Below are 21221 nucleotides of genomic sequence, written 5' to 3' on the forward strand. Positions count from 1 at the left end.
CGGCTCGATGAACTCCCACTGCTCGTCGGTGAGTTGCCTACGTGTCACACCCAGCGTCCTACCAGGTCCTGTCCCCGCACGGGACCAGAACCCGAAATTGATCACGACCTCACACAGGCCCTAGCCGGCCCCCGGCACGGTCACCCGCACACCCCAGACATCCGGCCATCCGCACTCCGGGTGCGCCCGAGACTTTTGGCACCCCACAGGCTGACGGCCGCGAGTGCGCCGCCGGAAATCACGTAGAGATCGTCGCGTTACGAGCCGCACTTAATGTCCCCTCATGGCGGATATATTTGACGCGTACGCGTTGGCCGACGCGTGGGACGAGATGTTTGTGCGGCCGGGTGAGGTCAGGACCGCCTATGAGCCGGTACTGGCGGCGCTGCAGCCGATCGCACCGAGTGAACTGCGTTTCAGAGCCGACCAGATGGCCCGGGCGTTCACCGACCGTGGTGTGACCTACGCCTTCGCGGGCGAGGAGCGGCCGTGGCCACTGGACCTCGTGCCGCGCATCCTCGACGCCCTCGAATGGGATCTCATACAACGCGGCGTCGGCCAGAGAGTCAGGGCCCTGGAGGCCTATCTCGCCGACGCCTATGGTCCCTGCCGTGCCTTCGAGGACGGCGTCGTGCCCTGGCGGCTGCTCCTCAACTCCCCCCATTTCCACCGCGTCGCGCACGGAATCGAGCCTCCCGGGGGCGTGCGCATCCACGTCGCCGGCATCGACCTCGTGCGCGACGAGGCCGGGGACTTCCGGGTGCTGGAGGACAATGTACGGGTGCCCAGCGGGGTCTCGTACGTGATCGAGAACCGGCGTGCGATGACCCGCATCTTCCCCTCCCTCTTCGCCGAGCAGCATGTGCTGCCCGTCGACGGTTACGGGCACCGCCTGCTGGCCGCCTTGCGCGCCGCCGCGCCCGACGGCACCACCGACCCCAGGGTCGTGGTACTGACCCCCGGGCCCAACAATGCGGCCTACTTCGAACACGCCCTGCTCGCCCGGCTGATGGGCGTGCAGCTGGTGGAGGGACACGACCTGCTGTGCCGGAACAACCGCGTGTGGATGCGGACCACGCGCGGCGAGGTGCCTGTCCACGTCGTGTACCGGCGTCTGGACGACGACTTCCTCGATCCGCTGCACTTCCGGCCCGACTCGGTGATCGGTTGCCCGGGGATCATGAACGCGGCGATGGCCGGCAACGTCACGCTCGCCAACGCCGTCGGAAACGGGATCGCGGACGACAAGCTGCTCTACACCTACGTCCCGGATCTGATCCGGTACTACCTGTCCGAGGAACCGGTCCTGCCCAATGTGGAGTCCTACCGGCCCGACGAACCGGGGCAGTTGGAGGCGGTCCTCGACCAGATCGAGCAGCTCGTCGTCAAGCCCGTGGACGGAGCGGGCGGTCAGGGCATCGTCATCGGGCCGAAGGCCGACCCCGACACCCTCGAACGCACCCGCAAAGCCGTCATCGCCGACCCGCGCGGCTTCATCGCGCAGCGGCCCGTCGCCCTGTCCACCTCCCCCACCCTCGCCGGCGAGGGCATGGCGCCGCGCCACATCGACCTGCGCCCGTTCGCCGTGCACGACGGCAACGATGTCTGGGTGCTGCCCGGCGGCCTCACCCGCGTCGCCCTCCAGGAGGGCAACCTGATCGTCAACTCCAGCCAGGGCGGCGGCTCCAAGGACACCTGGGTACTCGCCGAGGGCCCCGCCGAGCGGCCGGCCTCCGTCGGCTCCGGTGATCCGCCCGAGGTCGCTCCCCGCCAGCTGGGTCCCGACGGCACCACCACGGTCGTACAGGAAGGGGCGCAGCAGCAGTGAACGACGTGATCCTCTCCCGGATAGCGGAGGCGCTGACCTGGACCGGGCGGTACGTCGAGCGGGCGGACGCCACCGGCCGGATCCTCGACGCCTATCTGCACCGCATGCTGGAGGACCCCTGGCGCGACGAGGACGTGGCCTGCCGGTCGCTGTACGCGATCCTCGGCGTGGACGCGGGGGCGGAACCCGTGGACATGCAGCAGGTGCTGGACCAGCTCGCGTTCGACGCCCGCTCGACCGGTTCCATCGAGGGTGCGCTGGGCGCCGCCCGGCTCAATGCCCGCAGCGCCCGTGAGGCCGTCTCCTCGGAGATGTGGGAGTGCCTCAACTCCACCTGGCACGCCCTCGCCGACCAGCGGCTTGCCGCCCGCCGTACGGGCCCGTACGCCTATCTGGAGCTCGTCCGGCGCCGCGCGGCCCTCTTCTTCGGGCTCGCCGACTCCACGATGAGCCGGGACGACAGCTGGCGGTTCGTCATCCTGGGCCGGAGTCTGGAGCGGGTCGACATGACCGTACGGCTGCTGAGCGTGCGCGTGCTGGACGCGGCGCACGCACCGGACTGGCCGACGCTGCTGAGCGCGAGCGGCGCCGACGAGGCGTACGCGCGCGTGTACGGCGGTTTCGGCGACACCCCGCGGGTGGCCGAATTCCTGCTTCTGGACCGGGACTTCCCGCGCTCGGCGCTGCATGCACTGACCACGGCCGAGGAGTGCCTGACCGCGCTGGGCCGCCCGCGCCAGGACCCGGCACGCCGCCCGATCGGCCGCCTGCGTACCCGCCTTGAGTACCTGGACTCGAACGCCCTTGAGGAACAACTACCGGTACTGCTGCGGGACTTGCAGCAGGCTTGCATGACGTCCGCCGACGCGGTGGCGGAACGGTTCTTCCCGTACCAAGGGGCCGTCGAGTGGGCCCAGGAAGGAGTGTGAGCGTGACCAGGAAGGGAATCCGCCGCCTCCGCATCCGGCACGTCACGCACGTCTCCTACGCGCAGGCCGCCGTCTCCTCGCACAACGAGGTCCGCATGACCCCGCTGACGCTGCCCGGCCAGACCGCCCTGGACGGCCGGGTGACCGTCGGCCCGGCGGCCGCGACCTGGTCGTACTGGGACTACTGGGGCACCCAGGTGACCGGCTTCGACCTGATGGACCCGCACTCCGACCTCACCATCACCGCGTCCAGCCTGGTCGAGACGGCCCCGCCCGGTCCGCTTCCCGAGCCGCCCGGCTGGGCGGAGGTGGCCGAACGCACCACGCGCTCCCGTCTGCTGGAGTTCGCGAACCCGACGGTGCGTACGACGGTCCCGGCGGAGCTGATCGCCCACGCGCGGGACGTCACGGCGGGCCTCGACCCGCACGAGATGGCCGTCGCCGTCTCCTCGCTGGTCGCCGACCGGGTGTCGTACCTGCCCGGCACCACCGGCGTGACCACCTCCGCCGCCGAGGCCTGGGAGCAGGGCACCGGCGTCTGCCAGGACATCGCCCACGTCACCATCGCCCTGCTGCGGGGCCTGGGGCTGCCGTCCCGCTATGTCTCCGGCTACCTGCACCCGGAGAAGGAGGCCGAGCTCCACCGCCCGGTCGCCGGGCAGAGCCACGCCTGGATCGAGTACTGGGCGGGCGGCTGGTGCGGCTACGACCCGACCAACCGCACCCGCGCCGACGAGTCCCACGTGGTGGTCGGCCGCGGCCGCGACTACGACGACGTGCCCCCGCACAAGGGCGTGTACCGGGGGGTGGCGGGCGGGCCGCCGGAGGTGACCGTGGAATTCACACAGGTTGCCTGAACGCGACAGAGGGCCGGGAATCACTCCCGGCCCTCCGGACGACCCCTTCATGACGCGTCACCCGACACCGAGCACGTCGGGCGAAGTCCGCTGCGGTTCGGCAGCCCCCTGAAGGGGTGCGGGGCTGTGTCTGATATGCCCCTTGCAGCCGGGCGAAGCCGTGACCATCTGACGAGCCCCGCCCTCCAAGACGACGGATCACCCGCGACCCATCAGACAAGCCCTGGCCACGACGGCGCCACAGACGATCGGCGGCACATCGTGGCACGTCCAGCTGGGCGCTTGGTCAGCTCTCCAGTGCAGCGGCCTCCTTGACGGCCACTCCGCTCCGCCCTTCGGCCATCAGCGTATCCACCAGCCCGACGATCCGGCTCGCGGCTTCCCGCACCGGAATCCCCGCGCGGTGGATGTTGGAGAGGAGGTTGCGGTCCGCGTCCGTGTGCCCGGGACGCGGCCGGTACGCCAGGTACGCGGAAAGGCTTTCCGCCGTCGCCAGGCCCGGGCGTTCACCGATCAGCAGCACGACCACCGCCGGGTCCAGCAGCTCGCCGATCTCGTTGAGCACGCCGACCCGGCACTGCCGCACCACGATCGGACGGCCCACCGACCAGCCGCGCGCCGCGCAGCCCTCGTGCAGCAGCGGCAGGAGAGCCGGCACCTGGGCGAGTACGGCGGTGCAGGACAGCCCGTCGCCGATCACGAGCTGCACGTCCGGGCCGGGACCGTGCTCGGCCCGGATCGCCTGCCGCGCCTGCGGGGTGAGGCGCCGGCCCAGGTCGGGGCGGCGCAGGTAGCGGTGCCGGGAGTCGGCCATGGTGGCGACCACCGTCCAGGGGAAGCGGTCGGCCAGCGCGGCCATCCCAGGGCCGTCGAGGTCCAGCGGTGTCGAGACCGCGTCCCGCGCGGCCGCATGGTCGCCGCGCAGGGCGAGCAGGGTGGCGGTGCGGTAGGAACTGCCCGCCCGGCCCGTGAAGATGCGGGCGGGGGTCGCCGCGCGCAACCAGGCAGCGGTTCGCTCCGCGGACGTCGGTCCGGCCGAAGGGGCCCAGAGCTCCAGGTGCTCCGTCACGCCACACCCCCGGGGAGGAGTTCGCGCAGGGCTCCACTGCCTTCCAACGCGGAGGCGAGCTCGGCCGGGCTGGTCGGCAGGGCGTGCGCTTTGCCGCCGGGGCGGCCGTCGGAGGAGATGCCCATCTCGGCCAGCCAGAACTCGAACTCCGGAGCGGTGCGCAGGCCCAGCGTCCGGCGGACACTCACCACGTCGTGGTAGCTGGTGGTCTGGTAGTTGAGCATCACGTCGTCCCCGGCCGGGATGGCCATCACGAAGGTGCACCCGGCAGAGGCGAGCAGCACCAGCAGGTTGTCGTTGGAGTTCTGATCGGCGTCCGCGTGGTTGGTGTAACAGACGTCCACGCCGGTCGGCACGCCCATCAGCTTGCCGACGAAATGGTCCTCCAGGCCTGCGCGGGTGATCTGCACCGAGTCGGCCAGGTACTCCGGCCCGATGAAGCCGACCACCGAGTTGACCAGGAACGGGTCGTAGAGCCGGGCCACCGCCTGCGCCCGCGCCTCCAGGGTGAGCTGGTCGACGCCGTGGTGGGCCTCGGCGGAGAGCGCACTGCCCTGGCCGGTCTCGAAGTACATCACCTGCTCGCCGGCGAACTCGCCCGCCCGTTCGGCGTGGTGGGCGAGCACAGCTTCCCGGCCGCGGGCGAGCAGGCCGAGGTCGATGCCGAAACTCGCGTTGGCCGCCTCCGTCCCGGCGACCGACTGGAAGAGCAGGTCCACGGGTGCGCCCGCCTCCAGCGCGGCCAGCTGGGTCGTGATGTGCGCCAGCACGCAGGACTGGGTGGGGATGCCCAGCCGGGCGATCAGCTCGTGCACGGCGCGCAGCACCTCGCCGATCACCGGCACGGACTCGGTGGCCGGGTTGACGCCGATCATCGCGTCGCCACAGCCGAAGGCCAGGCCGTCCAGCGCGGACAGCATGATGCCGCGCACGCTGTCGGTGGGATGGTTGGGCTGGATACGAGAGCCGAAGACGCCCGCACCGCCCATGGTGTTACGGCAGCGGGTGGTACGGCGCAGCGGGGCGGCCGCCGCCACCAGGTCCAGATTGCTCATCAGCTTGGCGCAGGCGGCGGCGATCTCCGGGGTGATCGCCGCGCGCAGCCCGCCCGACCACCGCCGATGGAAGTCCGGCTCCAGGACCGACTCGCGCAGTTCACCCACGGTGAGCGAGGCGAGCTCCGCGAAGCGCGCCGGGTCGGCGGGCACGGAGACCGCCTCCGTCACGGCGTCCTCCACGACGGGAGTCGCGGCGATCTCGGCCAGCCGTACGTCGGCCAGGGCGAGCTTGGCCGCTACTCGCTCCCGCTCGCTGCGTGCGGCGAGTCCGGCGAGTTGGTCACCCGACTTCACCTCGTTCGCCTTGGCCAGCAGCTCGGGCAGCGTGGCGAATGTGAACCGCTCGCCACGCAGAGTGCCGCGGTAGACCATACTGTCAACCTCTCCGAACTCTCTTTGCGGTACGCATGAGGGGCTTTCAGCGCTCGTGGGACTCGGCCAGCACGGTGCTGCCGATCCGCTCGTAGCGCGCCCGGTCGGTGGACCGGAGCACCAGCGCCGTCACCGCGCCCAGCACGCCCACACCGATCACCAGGTAGGGGGTGAGGGTGTAGACGGGGCTGTTGGAGGCGGCGCCCGCCGCGAAGGAGAGGTTGCTGAACAGCAGGTAGACGACGTAGGCCATGCCCGCCGCGCCCACAGCCGGGCAGAGCAGGGTCCGCCACCAGCTACGGGTCTCCGGGTGGCGCTTGCCGCCGTGGAAGTACCAGATCACCGAGACGGAGCAGATCGCCTGGACGATGAGGATCCCCATCGTGCCCATGATCGCCAGCAGGCCGAACTCGTAGTAGTACGGCACGTCCGGCGCGGCTTTACTGGGGGCTTGGAAGAGGAAGAAGTACAAGGTGATGAGCAGGGTGATCACGGACTGCACGATCGAGGCGACCCACGGGGACTTGTGCTTGTCGTGGGTGGCGCCGAGCGGGGTGACGGCCTTGTGCAGGCCCTCGCGGCCGATCGCGTAGAGGTAGCGGGAGGCCGAGTTGTGGAAGGCCAGTGCGCAGGCGAAGGAGCCGGTGACAGTCAGGACCTGGTAGAGGTCCTTGGCCCAGACGCCAACGAACTTCTGGGTGATGCCGAAGAAGAGATCGAAGGGGTTGCCGGTACCGCCCTGGGCGATGGTGACGGCGTTGTGCGCGCCGTTGCCCGCGATGGTCATCCAGGAGACGAAGGTGTAGAGCGCGCCGAGCGCGATGACGACGAGCAGGGTGGCGCGCGGGATGATCCGGGTCGGGTTGCGGGACTCCTCGCCGTAGACCGCGGTGGTCTCGAAGCCCACCCACGACCAGAAACCGAAGAACAGACCGATCGCCACGCTGCCGCCGGCCACCGCGGTGAAACCGCCTGCCGGGTCGAGGGAGCCGGTCATCAGCCCGTCGGGGCCGCCGCCGTGGAAGAGCACCGAGCCGCCCATCAGCAGCAGGATCAGTACCTCGGCGACCAGGAAGACGCCCAGCACCTTCCCGGAGAGCTCGATGTCGAAGTAGCCGAGTACTGCGATGGTGAGGATGCCGAAGAGCGCGTAGACGATCCAGCTCAGTTTCGGCCCGCCGAAGGTCTCCACGTCCGTCTTGAAGAAGGACGCGAAGATCCCGATCAGCGAACCCTCGAAGACCACGTAGGCAAGGGTCGCGATGAGGCCGCTGGCCAGCCCGGCGACCCGGCCCAGGCCGCGGGTGATGAAACCGTAGAAGGCGCCGGTGGCGGTGATGTGCCGGGCCATCGCGGAGTAGCCGATGGTGAAGATCACCAGAACGGCGGTGCAGAAGATGAAGGTGGCCGGGGTCCCCGTGCCGGCTCCGGAGCCTATCGCTATGGGCACGTTGCCCGTCATGGCGGTGATGGGAGCGGCGGTGGCCAGCACGGTGAAGACGACGCCCCACATGCCCAGCGCCCCGGTGCGCAGGCGCTTGGGCTCGGGAGTGGCGCCCGTGCCGGGACCGCCGAGAGGCGTGTGGGCGGATTCTGTAGTAGTCACGCGATCTGGCTCCGGATGTTGCGGGATGTTGCGCTGGACGGTGTAAGTGCCCGATCGTCGCGAACCCTCTTTACGGAATGCGGCGGCCGCCGTTTCGTCCTCGTTAAGCAGGGCGAAAGAGACATATCTCATGCCATTCGTGGCCGCGTAGGCCGTAGTGAGGAAGTCCTGCGACACCTCCGCGAGCCGTAATTGCGTCGGGGGCGGTTCGCGTTGAGGGCCCGCGATCACGCCGGCGGCAGAGCCGCCGCGTGCGGAAGACGGGGCCGCTGAAGCCTGTGTGGCTATGTGTGCCGGATCAGACGGCGACGTTGGGCTCGAGCCGTCCGGTGAGCCGCTCAACCCGCCCCAGCTGGGTCCCCGCCCTGGCCATGGTGGGAGCGAGCACACTGCCCGCTCCAGCGAGTACGGCGCCCTGCGGGCGAGGCCCATGGACGTGACCGGGTGCAGCGCCCGTGTGACGGTGAAGCGCATCGAAAGCCTGACGGCCGTAGACCACCCCGCCGGCGTCAGGCACTGTCCCGGAACGCTGCAACTCTTCCAGCTCACGCGAACGGCCGGCGCCACGGTGCAGGCTACGAGGGTGAGACGCAGAGAACCGCCCGAGGTCGTCATCGAGTACGTCTTCGTGGATGGACCCGAAGGTGAGCAGCTGGCGATCAAGCAGGGCGAAGCCATCCGTGATGTCCTCGCGTGGCTGTACACGCACCCCGGCTGTGCGGAGCGCAACAGGGAACCAGACGGCACCTTCTCCGGGCATGGAGGCCGGCCTTGCCGTCGGGCTCACGGCGTTTGTTCCCTGACAGGTGAGCACCCTTGGAGGAGCGGCGTAGCGCGGTAACAACAGGACGAGCGGTTCCCCTCCGTCACTGTGGCACGGTCATGGACTTCGTCGGCCCGGGCCAGTCGGCAGGCCCACCACCCAGTCCCGAGACGAGGCACCTGCCCCGGTTCCCCATTCGACTCGCGCCGGACCAACGCCTACGATCTGAGCAACGGAGTCGTAAAGGCCTCCGACTTGACCTCCTCGGCGGTTACGCGGTGGCCGGCGGTCTCCAGCGGGGCTGCGGTCCGGTCCACGACGTCGAGGACAGTGACGCCGGGTGCGAGTTCGACCAGCCGTAGACCGTCGGCCGTGACGTCTATGACGGCGAGGTCCGTGATGATCCGGTCGACGACACCCAAGCCGGTGGCAGGCAGCGTGAGTTCCCGGACGATTTTGGGGCTGCCGTCCTTCGCGGTGTGCTCCATCACCACCAGCAGGCGACGGGCGCCGTGCACCAAGTCCATGGCGCCGCCCATGCCTTTGACGAGCTTGCCCGGGATCGCCCAGTTCGCGAGGTCACCGGCGGCGGAGACCTGCATGGCGCCGAGCACCGACACGTCGATACGGCCGCTCCTGATAATCCCGAAGGAGAACGCCGAGTCGAAGTAGGAGGCCCCGGCGCGCACGGTCACGGTCTCCTTGCCGGCGTTGACCAGGTCCGGATCGACTGCGTCGTCGTACGGATAGGGGCCGGTGCCCAGAATCCCGTTCTCCGAGTGCAGGATCACCTCGACCTCGGGCGGGAGATGGTTCGGGATGAGGGTCGGCAGGCCGATGCCAAGGTTGACGTACTGACCGTCGCGCAGTTCGCGGGCGGCCCGGGCAGCGAGCTGGTCACGATCGAGCGGCATCGCTACTCCTTTCCGAGTCCGGCGGCCGACGTACGGACGGTACGGCGTTCGATCCGCTTGTCCGCTGGGTCGGCTGCGACGATCCGGTCGACGTAGACACCTGGAAGGTGGATGGCGTCCGGCGAAATCTCGCCGGGGTCGACAATGCGTTCCGCCTCAACCAGGGTGATTCGGCCGGACATGGCGCACAGCGGGTTGAAGTTGCGGGCGGCGGCGTGGAAGACGCAGTTGCCGTGGCGGTCGGCGATCTCGGCGCGCACCAGCCCGAAGTCGGCGGTGATGGCCTCCTCCAGGACGTGGCGGCGCCCGGCGAACTCGCGTACTTCCTTGGGCGGTGAGGCCACCGCCACCGAGCCGTCGGGCGAGTACCGCCACGGCAGTCCGCCCAACTCGACCTGGGTGCCGGTGCCTGCCGGGGTGTAGAACGCCGGGATGCCGCTGCCCCCGGCCCGCAGCCGCTCGGCCAGGGTGCCCTGCGGCGTCAACTCCACTTCGAGTTCGCCGGACAGGTACTGCCGGGCGAACTCCTTGTTCTCGCCCACGTAGCTCGACGTCATACGAGCGATGCGCCCGGCCCGCAGCAACAGGCCGAGGCCCCAGTCGTCGACGCCGCAGTTGTTCGACGCCACCCGCAGCCCGGTCGTTCCCGCCAGGAACAGGGCAGCGATCAACGTCGAGGGGATGCCACACAGCCCGAACCCTCCGACGGCCAGTAGTGCGCCATCTGGTATGTCGGCCACAGCCTGCGCGGCCGAGTCCACCACCTTGTCCATACTTGACCCTTCGCTTGTCCCTGGTTGCGGCGAGCCGGACCCAGGGTGTTGACAGTTGCCGGCCGGCCGCACGGAAACCGCGACAGACTTGCCGCCCGTGTCCGCGACCGACGCCCCCAGCACAACCGCGGAGCAAGGCCTGTCTGCTCCGGCGTGGCGATCACGACTCACACGTGGAACGCACCGAGGGGGCAGCGGTGAGCCTGGCCACGCCCACCCCGAACAGGCGGCGCTTTTCGATGCCCACGGACCCACCGCGGCCGGCCTTCGGAATTCCGCCAACGCCGGATGCGGCGACGAGAGGTGGGCTACGGGTGCGGGCCGGTGGCCCCTGAGAGAGGCGGCCTCCGAGGGCGGGGAGGAGGCCGCACAGACACATGCTGGTGGTCATGCTGCCCGGGCGCCTGCCGAGTGCCCGTTCCTGGCGGGCCGCTCGTGACCGGCGAGCGCCAGCCGCCCGGGCAGCGGGTCATCGCAACCGCTGGACGGGCCGCGAAGGCTCGACCCGGGCTTCGACAGCTCCCAAGTGCTCGATCGCCAACCGGACCTCGTCGCCTGCCCGCAGCCATGGGAAGCGTTCTGAGCCGTGGACTGCGGACAGCTCCAGTACGCAGCCGGTACCGACAGTGCCGGACCCGATCACGTCGCCCGGGAGGAGACGGGTGCCGCGCGAGGCATACGCGACCATCTCCTCGAAAGACCAGGACAGATCCGCCAGGTTGCCCGACGAATACAGCGTTCCGTTGACGTGTGCGCTCATCTCCAGTTCGTAGCCTCGCCCGGACCGCCGCTCGGTCAGTTCGTCAGCGGTCAGCAGGAACGGCCCGAAGGACGTGGCCGAGTCCTTCCCCTTCGCAGGCCCGAGTCCCACTTCCGTCTCGTGCGTCTGGAGATCGCGTGCACTCCAGTCGCACAGGACCATGAATCCGGCGATGTGCGCGGCGGCCTCGGCCGGGGCGATGTCCGACCCCGGCTTGCCGATGACCGCGGCGATTTCCAGTTCGTAGTCGAACTGCTCCGATCCTGGGGAGATCTCCACGGGGTCACGGTGCCCCCGGACGGACGCGGGGTTGGTGAAGTAGAAAGTCGGCTGTTCGTACCAGACGGGGCTGACCTTGCGCCCCAGGGCGCCGTACGCCGTCACCACGTGGTTCTCGAACGACATGAAGTCGCGGATGGACGGCGGCATCGGAACCGGGGCACGGAGCACCGCCTCAGCGGCGAGCAGCACCTCGCCGGGATCGCTGAGCAGCATGTGTCCGGCCTCGGCCATGCCGTCGCCGGGCAGCGCGAGCAGGTCGATCAGCCGCGCTGGACTTGTACTGCCGAGCAGCCGGTCGCCGTTCAGCACTCCTACATGTTCCGTACCGTCGGACGGCGAAAGATAGGTCACCCAGCGCATGGGGAGCCTCCTGGGGTACCGGTTTCCGTCGATCGGCTGGGCGTTACCACGGCGCCGCTCGCGACAAGCCTCTGGATGTGCTCGTCGTCGTAGCCGAGTTCCTTGAGCACTTCCGTGTTGTGCTCACCCTGGAGGGCGGGCACCTGGGGGGCCGTTGTGCCGTCGTGCAGACTGAAGTGCCACGGCGGGCCGGGGATGTTGATCGTCCCGCCGACGCGGTCCGGCACCTTCCTTACCACGCCCCACTGCTGGGCCCATTCGGTCTCGCAGAACTCCGCGATATCGCGCAGCTGCCCCATGGCGATCTTCGCCTCGTCGAACTGTGCGTCAAGGGAGCCCATGTCCTCGAAGCTGTCGATCCAGTCCTGCACCAGGGTGTGCAGCTCGTCCAGGTTCGCCAGCCGCAGTTCGGGCGTGGCGAATCTGGGGTCGTCGGCGAGGTCGGGCCGGCGCATCGCCGCCAGGTAGAAGGGGAATGTCAGGCTGCCGACGAGACTCACCGGCACGACGAAGTCCTTGCCGTCGGGGCCCGTGAAGAACGAGCAGTCCGTGGCTCCCAGGATCGGCGGTTCGGCTCCCATGTCGATGCCGGACAGGTCGACGTGCGTTCGCTCGTTTATCGAGGTCATCACGGCAGCCATCGCCACGTCGATGTACTGGCCCACACCGGTGGCCTCGCGGTGTCGCAGCGCTGCCAGCACGGCGATCGTCGCGTGCAGACCGGCGTAGACATCCGCATGAGACAGCGCGTCGGAGTGGCGTTGCCGGCCCTCGACGCCGAACTGACTGAGGGTGTTGGCGGTGATGCCCACCTCCGCCTGCACGGTCGGCGCGTAAGCCATGCGCGTACGCCAGGGGCCCTGTTGTCCGTATCCGCTGACCGACACGTACACCACGGAGGGATTGCGCTTCGAGACGGCCTCGTAGTCCAGGCCGAAGGAGGCCAGGGCGCCGGGCCGGAAGTTCTCCACGATGACATCGGCGGTGTCGCACAGGCGGAGCACGAGCTCGCGGGCTTCGGGAACGTTCAGGTCCACGCTGATGTTGCGCTTGCCGGCGTTCTGCTGTGCGTAGTAGCCGGTGACCGCTCCCTGTTGGGGGAAGGCCAGGCGCGTCAGGTCACCGCGGGGAGGTTCGATCTTGATGACCTCGGCGCCGAGGTCCAACAGGTGTTTCGCGCAGTGCGGTCCCGCCAGCACGCGGGAGAAGTCGATGACCCGCACTCCTTCCAGGGGAAGCGTCATGACGTCACCGTCCTTCGAAGCGTGCGGCGCCGGGACCGTTCACCTCGATGGAGGCCAGTCCCTCCTTGAGGTCCCGGGACTTCCAGAATTCCTTCTGCAGGTCCTTCATCGCATCGTCGGTCGCGCGTACCCCGTGCTCGACGGCGTAGGAGACGATCGCCTTGGTCGACGCGTGTGCGAGGGTCGGGCCGTTGGCGAGCTCGTGGGCCAGGGTGAGGCTGACGGCGGTCAGCTTGTCGTCCGCCACCACACGGTTGAAGATGTTCCAGCGCTCCAGAATCCTGGCATCGTAGCGTCGGGCCAGGAGGGCCATCTCCTTCGCCCGGGCCGCACCCGCACGCTGGGTGACCCGCTGGATCGCACCCATCAACGGATTCATGCCGATGGTCGCCTCGACGCTCCCGATCTTCGCGGACTCCGCCGCGACAACCAGGTCGCAGGCGAGCGCGATCTCGAAACCGCCGCCGACGCAGACGCCGTGAACCGCGGCCACGATCGGGATCGGCAGCTCGTCGAAGACCTTCAGGGCGCCGGCCAGGTCGAGGTCCGGAGCCACGCCCCGCTGGGCGCTCTGGAAGATCTTCAGGTCGGCGCCGGCGCAGAAGTTACGCAGCCCGCTGCGCAACAGCACAGCACGCGCCCCGCGCTCCTCCGCCCACCTCAGGCCGTGCAACAGGCCGTCCAGGAGTGCTTCGCCCAGGAAGTTGTGCGGTGCCGACTGCATGGTCAGCACGGCCACGTTGCCGTCCATCTGGCGGGCCACGGGGGGTGAGTTCACATCGGGAGCCGCCAGCGGGGCGATCTCACCGAGAGGGTCAACAACCTCGGTGTCCGTCACGTCTTTGTCAGTCACGTCGTCGTGCTCCCGTCCTGATCTTGCCCCGTCAAAGCGTCCGGGGCCGGTGAGACAGCCGGAACGTTATATGCCGACCATCATAGTCGTCAATGCAGGTAGAGCGGTCGAGCTGAAACCATCCACTTGGAATGCCGCACCTGCTGGCATACAATGACTTCATGCCACGCCAAAGCTCCGCGAAGCAGCAGATGATCACCGCCGCCCGCCGCCTCTTTCGCGAGCGCGGCTACCTCGGCACCTCTTTCGCCGACGTCCTGGCCGAGTCGGGCGCGCCGCGCGGTTCGGTCTACTTCCACTTTCCTGACGGGAAGGAGGAGCTCGCCGCAGAGGTCGCCATCGCCCACGCTGCCGAGTCGGTCGCGGTGATCAACCGGCTGACCGACCGGGAACCGAGCGCGTCCGCCCTGCTCAGAGCCTTCGTCGCGCATTTCCGCGACGAGATCGTCAGCAGCGGCTACCAGGAGGGGTGCGCAGTGGCTCCCATCATCTTGGAGGTGGCCGGTGAAACGCCGCGCCTCGCCGCGGTCACCCGCCGGGGTTTCCAGGACATGATCACCACATTGGCCGCGCGCCTCGTGGACAAGGGGCTGGAGTCGGACCGCGCCCGTGACCTGGCAACACTGGCCGTGACCGGAATGGAAGGGGCACTCGTCGTCAGCCGAGCCCTGCAGAGCCCCGAACCCTTCGAGGCGCTGGCGGTCCGACTCTCCGAAGCCGCCGAACCGGATCCCACCCTTTCCGCCTGAGCGGCGGACCCGGGTGTGCGAGCGAGGTGGGCAGCCGCCCGGGCACCCTGGAGTGGAGAAGGTTGTCGTGATGCTGCCGGTGTCACCAGCCGGACCGGCGTGGGGACGCGAAAGGAGACCACGCCCACCGTCCGTCGGTCGAGCGTCGTGCGGCTCCCTGGAGGAGGGCACCGGTCGTCAGCGACGGTGTCCCGGCGGTCGGCCACGGGCTGGTCTCCGCCACAACAGCTGACTTCGATGATCACGGCGCTGTGCGTCGCACTGGTTCCGATGGAATTCCCGACCTGCGCCACGCTTACGAATAGAGGTCGTTTCGTGAAGGTTCTCATTGTCGGCGCAGGGGCCACAGGAGGCTATTTCGGTCTGCGGCTGGCGCAGGCCGGCCGGGACGTGACGTTCCTGGTGCGGCCGAAGCGGGCAGCCGCCTTGCGCGAACGAGGGTTGAGACTGGTCGGCCTCGGCCACGAGGAAGTGGTCACGCCGCAACTTGTGACAGCGGCGGAACTCGACACTCAGTACGACGTAGTGCTGCTGTCCGTCAAGGCGACCGGGCTCAGCCAGGCCATGGACGACCTTGCACACGCAATCGGGCCCACGACCGTGATCGTCCCCTTCCTCAACGGGATGGCACACCTGGACCTGCTCAACGAGCGGTTCGGCAAAGAAGCGGTGCTCGGTGGCGTGGTGAAGGTGGTCACCTCGCTCAATGCGGACGGCGACATCGTGCAGTCGGCACCGCTTGCGACGTTCGAACTGGGCGAGCAGGAGGGCGGGACGAGCGCACGGACGAAGGAACTCACGGCACTACTGGACGTGCCGGGGTACGAGTTCGCGGTGAATCCTGCCATTGTGCCTGCCATGTGGCACAAGTGGGTGTTCATCGCGAGCGTCGGCGCGGTGACCTGCCTGATGGGCGGCACCGTCGGTGAGGTCGTGGCTGCCGGAGGGAGCTCCTTCTCCCGGGCTGTCGTCGCCGAGGCGGCGGCGGTGTCGGCCGCGGCGGGCTTCCCCGTGCCCGATGTGACACCGATCGAGACGGCAGTGACCCAGGCAGGTTCGTCGCTGACGTCGTCGCTGTACCGGGACATGACCGCCGGCCACTCGACCGAGGGCGAGCAGATCCTCGGCGACCTGGTCGACCGGGCCCTCCGCCACGACCTGGCCACCCCCTTGCTCAACGCCGCACGGCTGCGCCTGCGCGTGCACGAACAGCAGCGTGCGTGACCCGGTTCGTCCCACCAAACCTCGGGCAATGCAGGGCACCGGGACAGGACTCCCAAGCGACGGCGCCGGATCGACCCGGCCCTGCACGCCCATCGCCGTGAAAGCCGGCCATGGCGTCTCCACTCACCGGTCGACGCCCAGTCAAGCCGCTCGGTGCGGACACCGAGTATTTCCGGGGTGGGCACCGACCAGGTGACGGCTGCTTCTGCAGCGGCGAGGCTCGACGGCCGTGAAAGTGCAGTCGCCCTGAATCTGCGGTTCGCCCTTGGAGTGGCCGCTGAAAAGGCCCACCGGCATCTCCCGGAGCAACGTCTCACGGGTCTGAACCGACCTCAGCTGGCAGCTGATCGCCGTCCGCACGAGCCGATGGGCCTCATGCGCTGAGCCGCGTTCTTCGAGTTCCAGGTCCCCGGCATTCCTCGGTGCGTCGTGCATCACGACAACGGACCGCTCGTCGCGCTGCCATTACATGCGGCCACCAGCCCGGTGACCTGGCCATTACCTCCAATGAGTTAGCCGGTCGCCCGAGGCCGGTGACGATCGGCTGTGGTCGCGCTGGTTGCTGTACTCCGCTGCGGTGCGGCAGAAGTTGATCGCCTTCTCGCACGCCCGCCGCGAGCCCTCCCGATGTCCCGCCGCCACGGCAGGGGGTGCGCGCCTACCTCGTTCGGTTCGTTGCTCAACTGAAGGGGAGGCGCCTTTCTTTGGGGCGGCCGGACGGCTGCCCACCGCGATCGGGGGTCCGGGTCGGGCGGTCAGGTGGAAAGGGCGGGTGCGGCTTCGGCAGCTTCGGTGAGTCGGGCCGCCAGTGCCTCGAAGGGTCCGGGGTCCTCCAGGGCTCGGCTGACGACGAGACCCCCTTCCCTTCCGGTCACGGCCAGTGCTGCCGGTTCCTGAGCGCTTTCGGGCTGCAGTCCTTTGTCCACGTGGCGCGCTGCCATGGTGGTGATCATGTCTTGGAAGCCCCGGCGGGTGACCGCGGCCAGGCGCGGGGTTGAACCGCCCACCTCCAGAACGATGGGGCCACCGGGCACCCCTTGCAGTAGCCGCTGGCCACGATCTCGTCGCGAAAATGCGCGACGAAGCCTGCGAGGAAGGCGGACGCGCTCGACTCTCGGTTGGCCAGCCGGTTGATCAGTGCGACCGACTCGGCAGTGTGAGCGATGTCGACCTCGGCGGCAAGCTCCTCCTTCCCGCCCGGGAAGTGGAAGTAGACCGAACCGCGAGGCGCTCCGGACTCGGCCAGGACGTCGGCGACCGACGTGCCGAGGTAGCCGCGTTCACGGAAGAGGCGTCGGGCGGCGGTGATCATCTGTTGCTTCGCGGAGCTTTGGCGTGGCATGACGCGGTTATATGTCGTTGGGTATAGCAACCTCACCTATTCAGTCCAAACCGATCTCCCTACCTGCATTGACAACTATGATGGTCGACATATAACGTTCTGAGTGTTGAACCAGCCTCGGGCCTTCGGGGAAGTGCGATGCAGGACGAGGGTGCGACCACGTCACCGATCCAGTCGTGACGGAGGCAGAGGCGGTTGACCTGGTCGGCGAGATCGTCCCGACGGCGGCTCCCGACGTGAAATGATCGAAATCACCTCTCACATGGGAGTAGGTAGTCATGTCAGATCACACGACGTTGACACCCTTTGATGGCGTACTCGTCACGATCCGCTCGGAAAAGTCCTTCTTCGAGGTCACCAAGGCCATCGAGTCGAGCTTGCAGCGCTTTACGCCGTCGAAGTTGATGGAATACGTGACACATGCAGATCGCGAGGGACTGGAGGCCTACGTTGCAGAGGTCTCGGCGCCCAGCAAGTTCTCCATTTTCTGGGAATTCGAGCAGGGCTCAACCATGAGGCTGGCTGGAATCCCCATCGAGTCCAAGTTCTACCTGGTCGGTAACGCTGTCATTGCCCGAGGCCTGTTCCAGCACACTGCAGCCGCCGGCCTTGGGGCGCCCGTGCGTATCTGCGTCTCCCAGCGCGATGGTGAGCAGACACGCATCGACATGGACCTGCCTTCCGCGTTCTTCGGAAAGTTCCCCGAAATGCGCGAGTCGGACGTTCCCGAGCTTCTGGACGCCGAGATGGTCAAGGTCTTCGAGGACGCCGCCGCCTAAAACAAGCTGCGAGAGCCGGACGGCTGCACCGCCCGGCTCTCGCAACTGTCCGTCTCGGCCGGAGGCGTCGGGCTCCTCTCGGTTGTTTCCGCTCGTTCGACCTGTCGTGCAAACACTGGCACGGCCCGGCTATTACGACACCCCCGCCCAGGCTGCAGAGCGACTCCAGTAGGGCCCCTTGCCCACCGGCGCCGACAACAGGCGTGAACTTTTACGGCTTTACCCAGTGAGCTGATCGCGCTGATCAACCGGCTGTCACCTGAGCGCCGCGTGCTCACCGGCCCAGGCCAAACCCTGGCGTCAGCACCACGCCATTCCACGCATCAAATCCGGCAGCCCCTTGTGGTGTCGGGTTCACCCGAATTCCGGGAACCCCCGCTTTACGTCGATGAGTAGATACACCAGCGCCGAGGTATAGCGATCGCTTTACCTGGTCGGGGTCGTGCCCTCAGAGCCCGGTGACACCTGCGCCGAGCCCCCGCACCCTCGCCGGGGCCAGTCGCCCCCATCCCACCGGAGAGAACCACCGACATGCACATCCAGCATCTGCGCCCGGCGAGGCGAATATCGCGCCCGGTCGGCTTCTGGCTTCTGGCCGCCACGTTCCTTGCGTTCTTTGCCGCGAACAGCGCGCTTTCCCCGCTCTTGGTGGTGTATCAGCACCGCTGGGGCTTCTCGCCGACTACGCTCACCACGATCTTCGCGGTCTATGCCCTGGCCCTGCTGGTTGCGCTGCTGACCGTCGGAGGACTCTCCGACTACATCGGCAGGCGGCCCGTGCTCGCCGCCGCGCTGATCGTCGAGGCCGCGTCCATGGCCGTGTTCCTCATCGCCGACAATATTGGGCTGCTGCTGGTGGCGCGCATCCTGCAGGGGCTGGGGATGGGTGCGGCGATGGGGGCCATCACCGCCGGGCTGGTGGATCTGCAGCCGTCACCCACGTCACGCCTCGCCTCGGTGCTGAACAGCGCCGCCCCGGCCGCCGGGCTGGCCCTCGGGGCGCTGGGCACCGGACTGCTGGTGCAGTACGCCCCCGCCCCCACGACGCTGGTCTTCGTGCTGCTGATCGCCGGCTTCCTGGTGCTGACCGCGGCGGTGTTCCTCCTGCCCGAGCCGATCACGGCTCGGCCGGGCGCCTGGGCCTCGCTGCGGCCGCAACTGGCCGTGCCCTCCCAGGTGCGCCGGGCCTTCCTGGCGACCACGCCCTGCCTCATCGCCACCTGGGCGATCACTGGGTTCTACCTCTCGCTCGGCCCCTCGCTGGCCGTAGGGGTCCTGCACATCGGCAGCCATCTGGTCGGTGCCCTGGCGCTGGCCACGTTCTACAGCGCGGGAACCGTCGCCTCACTGCTGGGGCGCAACCTGGCGCCGCAGCGGGTGATGGCCGCCGGGTGCGTGGCCCTCGCCGCAGGGACCGCTCTGACCCTGCTCGCCCTCGTCGGACCTTCGACGCCGCTGTTCTTCCTCGGGACCGCCCTCGCCGGCGTCGGCTGGGGCAGCTCCCTCCTGGGCTCCTTCGGCTCGCTTGCGGCACTGGCCGGTCCCACTGAACGGGCGAAGCTGTTCGCCTCCGTCTACGTCGTCAGCTACCTCGCCTTCAGCCTCCCCGCCGTGGTGGCCGGGCTGGCCATCCCGTCTCTCGGCCTGCGCGTCACGACGATGTGGTACGGCGCCATGGTGATTGTGCTGGCACTGCTGGCGGTCGCCGGAGCCGCCGTCCGCAGGCGCGCAGCCAGGCCCTTGGCGGCACCGGCCTCTTCCGACGCCCTGGCCACCGTCGGCCCTTCCCACCCGGACGCGGCCAAGACCGCCCGGAGCCAGTAGGGCGCAGCGCCCGGTCCGTCGGGGACCTGGTCGCGACCCGTTGCAGCCCCGCCCCCGGGACCATAGGAGGGCCACGGCTCCGAGGGGGTGATGCCGGCCTGGTCGAGGCGAGCGCCTCGCCGGGATGCTCCCGGGCCATCGACAAGTCCGAGGAAGGACAGCGCCGTCGATCGGAGTGCGGGTCAGGAAGAGCCGCGAGAGCATCCCGGCACCGGCATGGCGCGTCCATCGCTGTGCGAGTCAAGAAGCCCGGGACATCCGATACTTCAGATACTCACTGTCCGAGTGATGCACCAGCTCGCCCGGCTGGATCGGACTTCCGGCGCGGTAGCGCTGCCAGATGGCCATCTCCAGTGCGGACAGAACCAGTTCGGTCTGCTTGGTCAGTGCCGTGGACCATCCGGCGATGCGCCGGGAGAACGTGTCGACGACGAACGCGACGTAGACGGTACCGGCCCAGGCCACGACGTGCGTGAGGTCGGCGACCCAGCAGCGGTTCGTCGCCGTGGCGTACGAAGTCGCGGGCCACCAGGTCCGGCGCGCGCACCGCCTGCTGGTCGGCGACGGTGGTGTTGATCTTCTTGCCTCGCACGGCTCCGGACAGGCCCTCGGACTTGCGCGTGTGATCGACAATCGGTTGCCTTCTGGCGGGCCGCCGATGCCTTCCATGCTCTCCTCAACAACCGTCACCGACGTCGGCATCCTTGCGCTTCCGGACGGAAAGCCGCCTGCGCGTGGTGCCGGGTAATGCACCGCGATGGACATGACGATCGCCTTGGCCGATGACGGAGTCAGCATCGCTGAAGCCCGCCACCGAGCCGCCGCTTTCCCTCGCGGCCACCCGGCTGCGGTCTTTGAGCGGATCGTGGGCCTGACCCGGCTGGTGATCAGCGAGCTGGTCACCAAACAAGTACGTGCCCGGCCCCGTCCTTGTGCAGCTGTGCTTGGTCGTCGGGGAGGTAAGGGGCACGGGCTGGGACACTGATCCCCTGCTGCCGACAGCCTGGCGGTCACGTCTCGCAGGATCTCCAGTCGGAGATCGGTCCTGATCTGGGCCTCGGCACGGGGTTGTGGCGGTGGACGTACGCAGCTTGGGACGCCGTTCAGCGTGGGCAAGCACCGGGCCGTTCCCACCGAGGAGTGCTGTACGGGAAGCGGGGACCGCCATTCGAGTGAGCACTCTTCCTGATGTACCTGCGGTAGAAGCAGACGCACACTCCATGGAGAAAAACTGTCATGGCGACAGTAGACATTCTGCCGTCACAGGGTTAGCGTTGTCTTCGTACCCAGAAGTCGAAGTGAACACAGCAGGCACGAACTGCTGTGCAGGTAGACCAGAAGGACACGGCCTCAGCGGGGCTGTGAGCAGCACCCGCGGTATCCGCGTAATCGAAAGGTAGGAGCAGAACGCCATCAGGATCGCCCGGGCGAGGAAGTAGTTCGCCCGGGTACCGCAAGGCCCCGGATTGGAAGGTGGTCCCCGGTCACGCATTCGCGATCCCCGCAACCCCGCCCTCCCAGGCGGCACCTGCGGAAAGAGAAGGCCGGCGCAGCGCGCCGGTAGATGGTGTTGTAATAGAGGGGGGCCGGGGGGCGGCTGGGGGCCCGGGCCCCCCCCCCCGCCCCCCACAAAAT

The 21221-nt window shown here is 68.6% G+C and carries 18 protein-coding genes; 7 read left to right on the top strand and 11 right to left on the bottom strand.

Features of this window, described 5'->3' with window-relative positions; all coding sequences use genetic code 11:
• Window positions 1–283 precede the first annotated feature (283 nt).
• From ABT288_RS15265 to ABT288_RS15275, 3 genes are read left to right on the top strand one after another with little or no spacing between them, the layout of a single operon-like run.
• The gene (locus tag ABT288_RS15265; protein WP_351607113.1) at window positions 284–1828 is read left to right on the top strand and encodes a circularly permuted type 2 ATP-grasp protein; all 1545 of its coding nucleotides are present in this window, start codon (window positions 284–286) and stop codon (window positions 1826–1828) included.
• Entirely contained in the window at window positions 1825–2757 is a 933-nt protein-coding gene (locus ABT288_RS15270) for an alpha-E domain-containing protein (protein ID WP_351607115.1), read from the top strand. The genes ABT288_RS15265 and ABT288_RS15270 overlap by 4 nt, the downstream gene beginning before the upstream one ends.
• Before the next feature lie 2 nt (window positions 2758–2759).
• On the top strand, window positions 2760–3614 hold the full coding sequence (locus ABT288_RS15275) for a transglutaminase family protein (protein WP_351607117.1): 855 nt from the start codon (window positions 2760–2762) through the stop codon (window positions 3612–3614).
• 286 nt (window positions 3615–3900) lie between these two features.
• Here the strand turns inward: ABT288_RS15275 and eutC are convergent, their stop codons facing one another.
• The 8 genes from eutC to ABT288_RS15315 all read right to left on the bottom strand — a co-directional run bounded on the left by eutC (window position 3901) and on the right by ABT288_RS15315 (window position 13668).
• Window positions 3901–4683 carry an ethanolamine ammonia-lyase subunit EutC gene (gene eutC / locus ABT288_RS15280; protein ID WP_351607119.1) on the bottom strand — a complete coding sequence of 261 codons (783 nt, stop codon included), beginning with the start codon at window positions 4681–4683 and terminating at the stop codon, window positions 3901–3903.
• Entirely contained in the window at window positions 4680–6113 is a 1434-nt protein-coding gene (eutB, locus tag ABT288_RS15285) for an ethanolamine ammonia-lyase subunit EutB (RefSeq protein WP_351607122.1), read from the bottom strand. The genes eutC and eutB overlap by 4 nt, the downstream gene beginning before the upstream one ends.
• 46 nt (window positions 6114–6159) lie before the next feature.
• Window positions 6160–7719 carry an APC family permease gene (locus tag ABT288_RS15290; protein WP_351607124.1) on the bottom strand — a complete coding sequence of 520 codons (1560 nt, stop codon included), beginning with the start codon at window positions 7717–7719 and terminating at the stop codon, window positions 6160–6162.
• A 981-nt stretch (window positions 7720–8700) separates the two neighbouring features.
• Window positions 8701–9396, bottom strand: coding sequence for a 3-oxoacid CoA-transferase subunit B (locus tag ABT288_RS15295; RefSeq protein WP_351607126.1), 696 nt, complete (start codon window positions 9394–9396; stop codon window positions 8701–8703).
• A gap of 2 nt (window positions 9397–9398) precedes the next feature.
• Window positions 9399–10169, bottom strand: a complete 771-nt coding sequence (locus ABT288_RS15300) for a CoA transferase subunit A (protein ID WP_351607128.1) — start codon at window positions 10167–10169, stop codon at window positions 9399–9401.
• A gap of 469 nt (window positions 10170–10638) precedes the next feature.
• A complete protein-coding gene (locus tag ABT288_RS15305) occupies window positions 10639–11571 on the bottom strand; it encodes a fumarylacetoacetate hydrolase family protein (protein ID WP_351607130.1) in 933 nt (310 codons plus the stop codon).
• The gene (locus ABT288_RS15310) at window positions 11559–12815 is read right to left on the bottom strand and encodes a CaiB/BaiF CoA transferase family protein (RefSeq protein WP_351607132.1); all 1257 of its coding nucleotides are present in this window, start codon (window positions 12813–12815) and stop codon (window positions 11559–11561) included. Before ABT288_RS15310 ends, ABT288_RS15305 begins: the two co-directional genes overlap by 13 nt.
• A 4-nt stretch (window positions 12816–12819) precedes the next feature.
• Window positions 12820–13668 carry an enoyl-CoA hydratase/isomerase family protein gene (locus ABT288_RS15315; RefSeq protein ID WP_351607135.1) on the bottom strand — a complete coding sequence of 283 codons (849 nt, stop codon included), beginning with the start codon at window positions 13666–13668 and terminating at the stop codon, window positions 12820–12822.
• A gap of 131 nt (window positions 13669–13799) precedes the next feature.
• Between ABT288_RS15315 and ABT288_RS15320 the strand changes: the two genes are divergently transcribed.
• Together ABT288_RS15320 and ABT288_RS15325 are read left to right on the top strand one after the other, a co-directional pair.
• Window positions 13800–14417 carry a TetR/AcrR family transcriptional regulator gene (locus ABT288_RS15320; protein ID WP_351607138.1) on the top strand — a complete coding sequence of 206 codons (618 nt, stop codon included), beginning with the start codon at window positions 13800–13802 and terminating at the stop codon, window positions 14415–14417.
• 237 nt (window positions 14418–14654) lie between these two features.
• Window positions 14655–15641, top strand: a complete 987-nt coding sequence (locus ABT288_RS15325; RefSeq protein WP_351607140.1) for a ketopantoate reductase family protein — start codon at window positions 14655–14657, stop codon at window positions 15639–15641.
• Window positions 15642–16396: 755 nt separating this feature from the next.
• Here the strand turns inward: ABT288_RS15325 and ABT288_RS15330 are convergent.
• Together ABT288_RS15330 and ABT288_RS15335 are read right to left on the bottom strand one after the other, a co-directional pair.
• Window positions 16397–16675 carry an LmrA/YxaF family transcription factor gene (locus ABT288_RS15330; protein WP_502972753.1) on the bottom strand — a complete coding sequence of 93 codons (279 nt, stop codon included), beginning with the start codon at window positions 16673–16675 and terminating at the stop codon, window positions 16397–16399.
• Entirely contained in the window at window positions 16591–16953 is a 363-nt protein-coding gene (locus tag ABT288_RS15335) for a TetR/AcrR family transcriptional regulator (protein ID WP_351607145.1), read from the bottom strand. Before ABT288_RS15335 ends, ABT288_RS15330 begins: the two co-directional genes overlap by 85 nt.
• Before the next feature lie 308 nt (window positions 16954–17261).
• Here ABT288_RS15335 and ABT288_RS15340 point away from each other — a divergent pair, with 308 nt between their 5' ends.
• Together ABT288_RS15340 and ABT288_RS15345 are read left to right on the top strand one after the other, a co-directional pair.
• On the top strand, window positions 17262–17762 hold the full coding sequence (locus ABT288_RS15340) for a DUF302 domain-containing protein (protein WP_351607147.1): 501 nt from the start codon (window positions 17262–17264) through the stop codon (window positions 17760–17762).
• A gap of 531 nt (window positions 17763–18293) precedes the next feature.
• Complete coding sequence (locus ABT288_RS15345) at window positions 18294–19586, top strand: MFS transporter (protein ID WP_351607149.1); 1293 nt, start codon at window positions 18294–18296, stop codon at window positions 19584–19586.
• 240 nt (window positions 19587–19826) lie between these two features.
• Here ABT288_RS15345 and ABT288_RS15350 read toward each other — a convergent pair whose 3' ends face one another.
• On the bottom strand, window positions 19827–20351 hold the full coding sequence (locus ABT288_RS15350; protein WP_351607151.1) for a DDE-type integrase/transposase/recombinase: 525 nt from the start codon (window positions 20349–20351) through the stop codon (window positions 19827–19829).
• Window positions 20352–21221: the final 870 nt, after the last annotated feature.

It is taken from the genome of Streptomyces sp. NPDC001093, assembly GCF_040298985.1.
Lineage (GTDB): Bacteria > Actinomycetota > Actinomycetes > Streptomycetales > Streptomycetaceae > Streptomyces.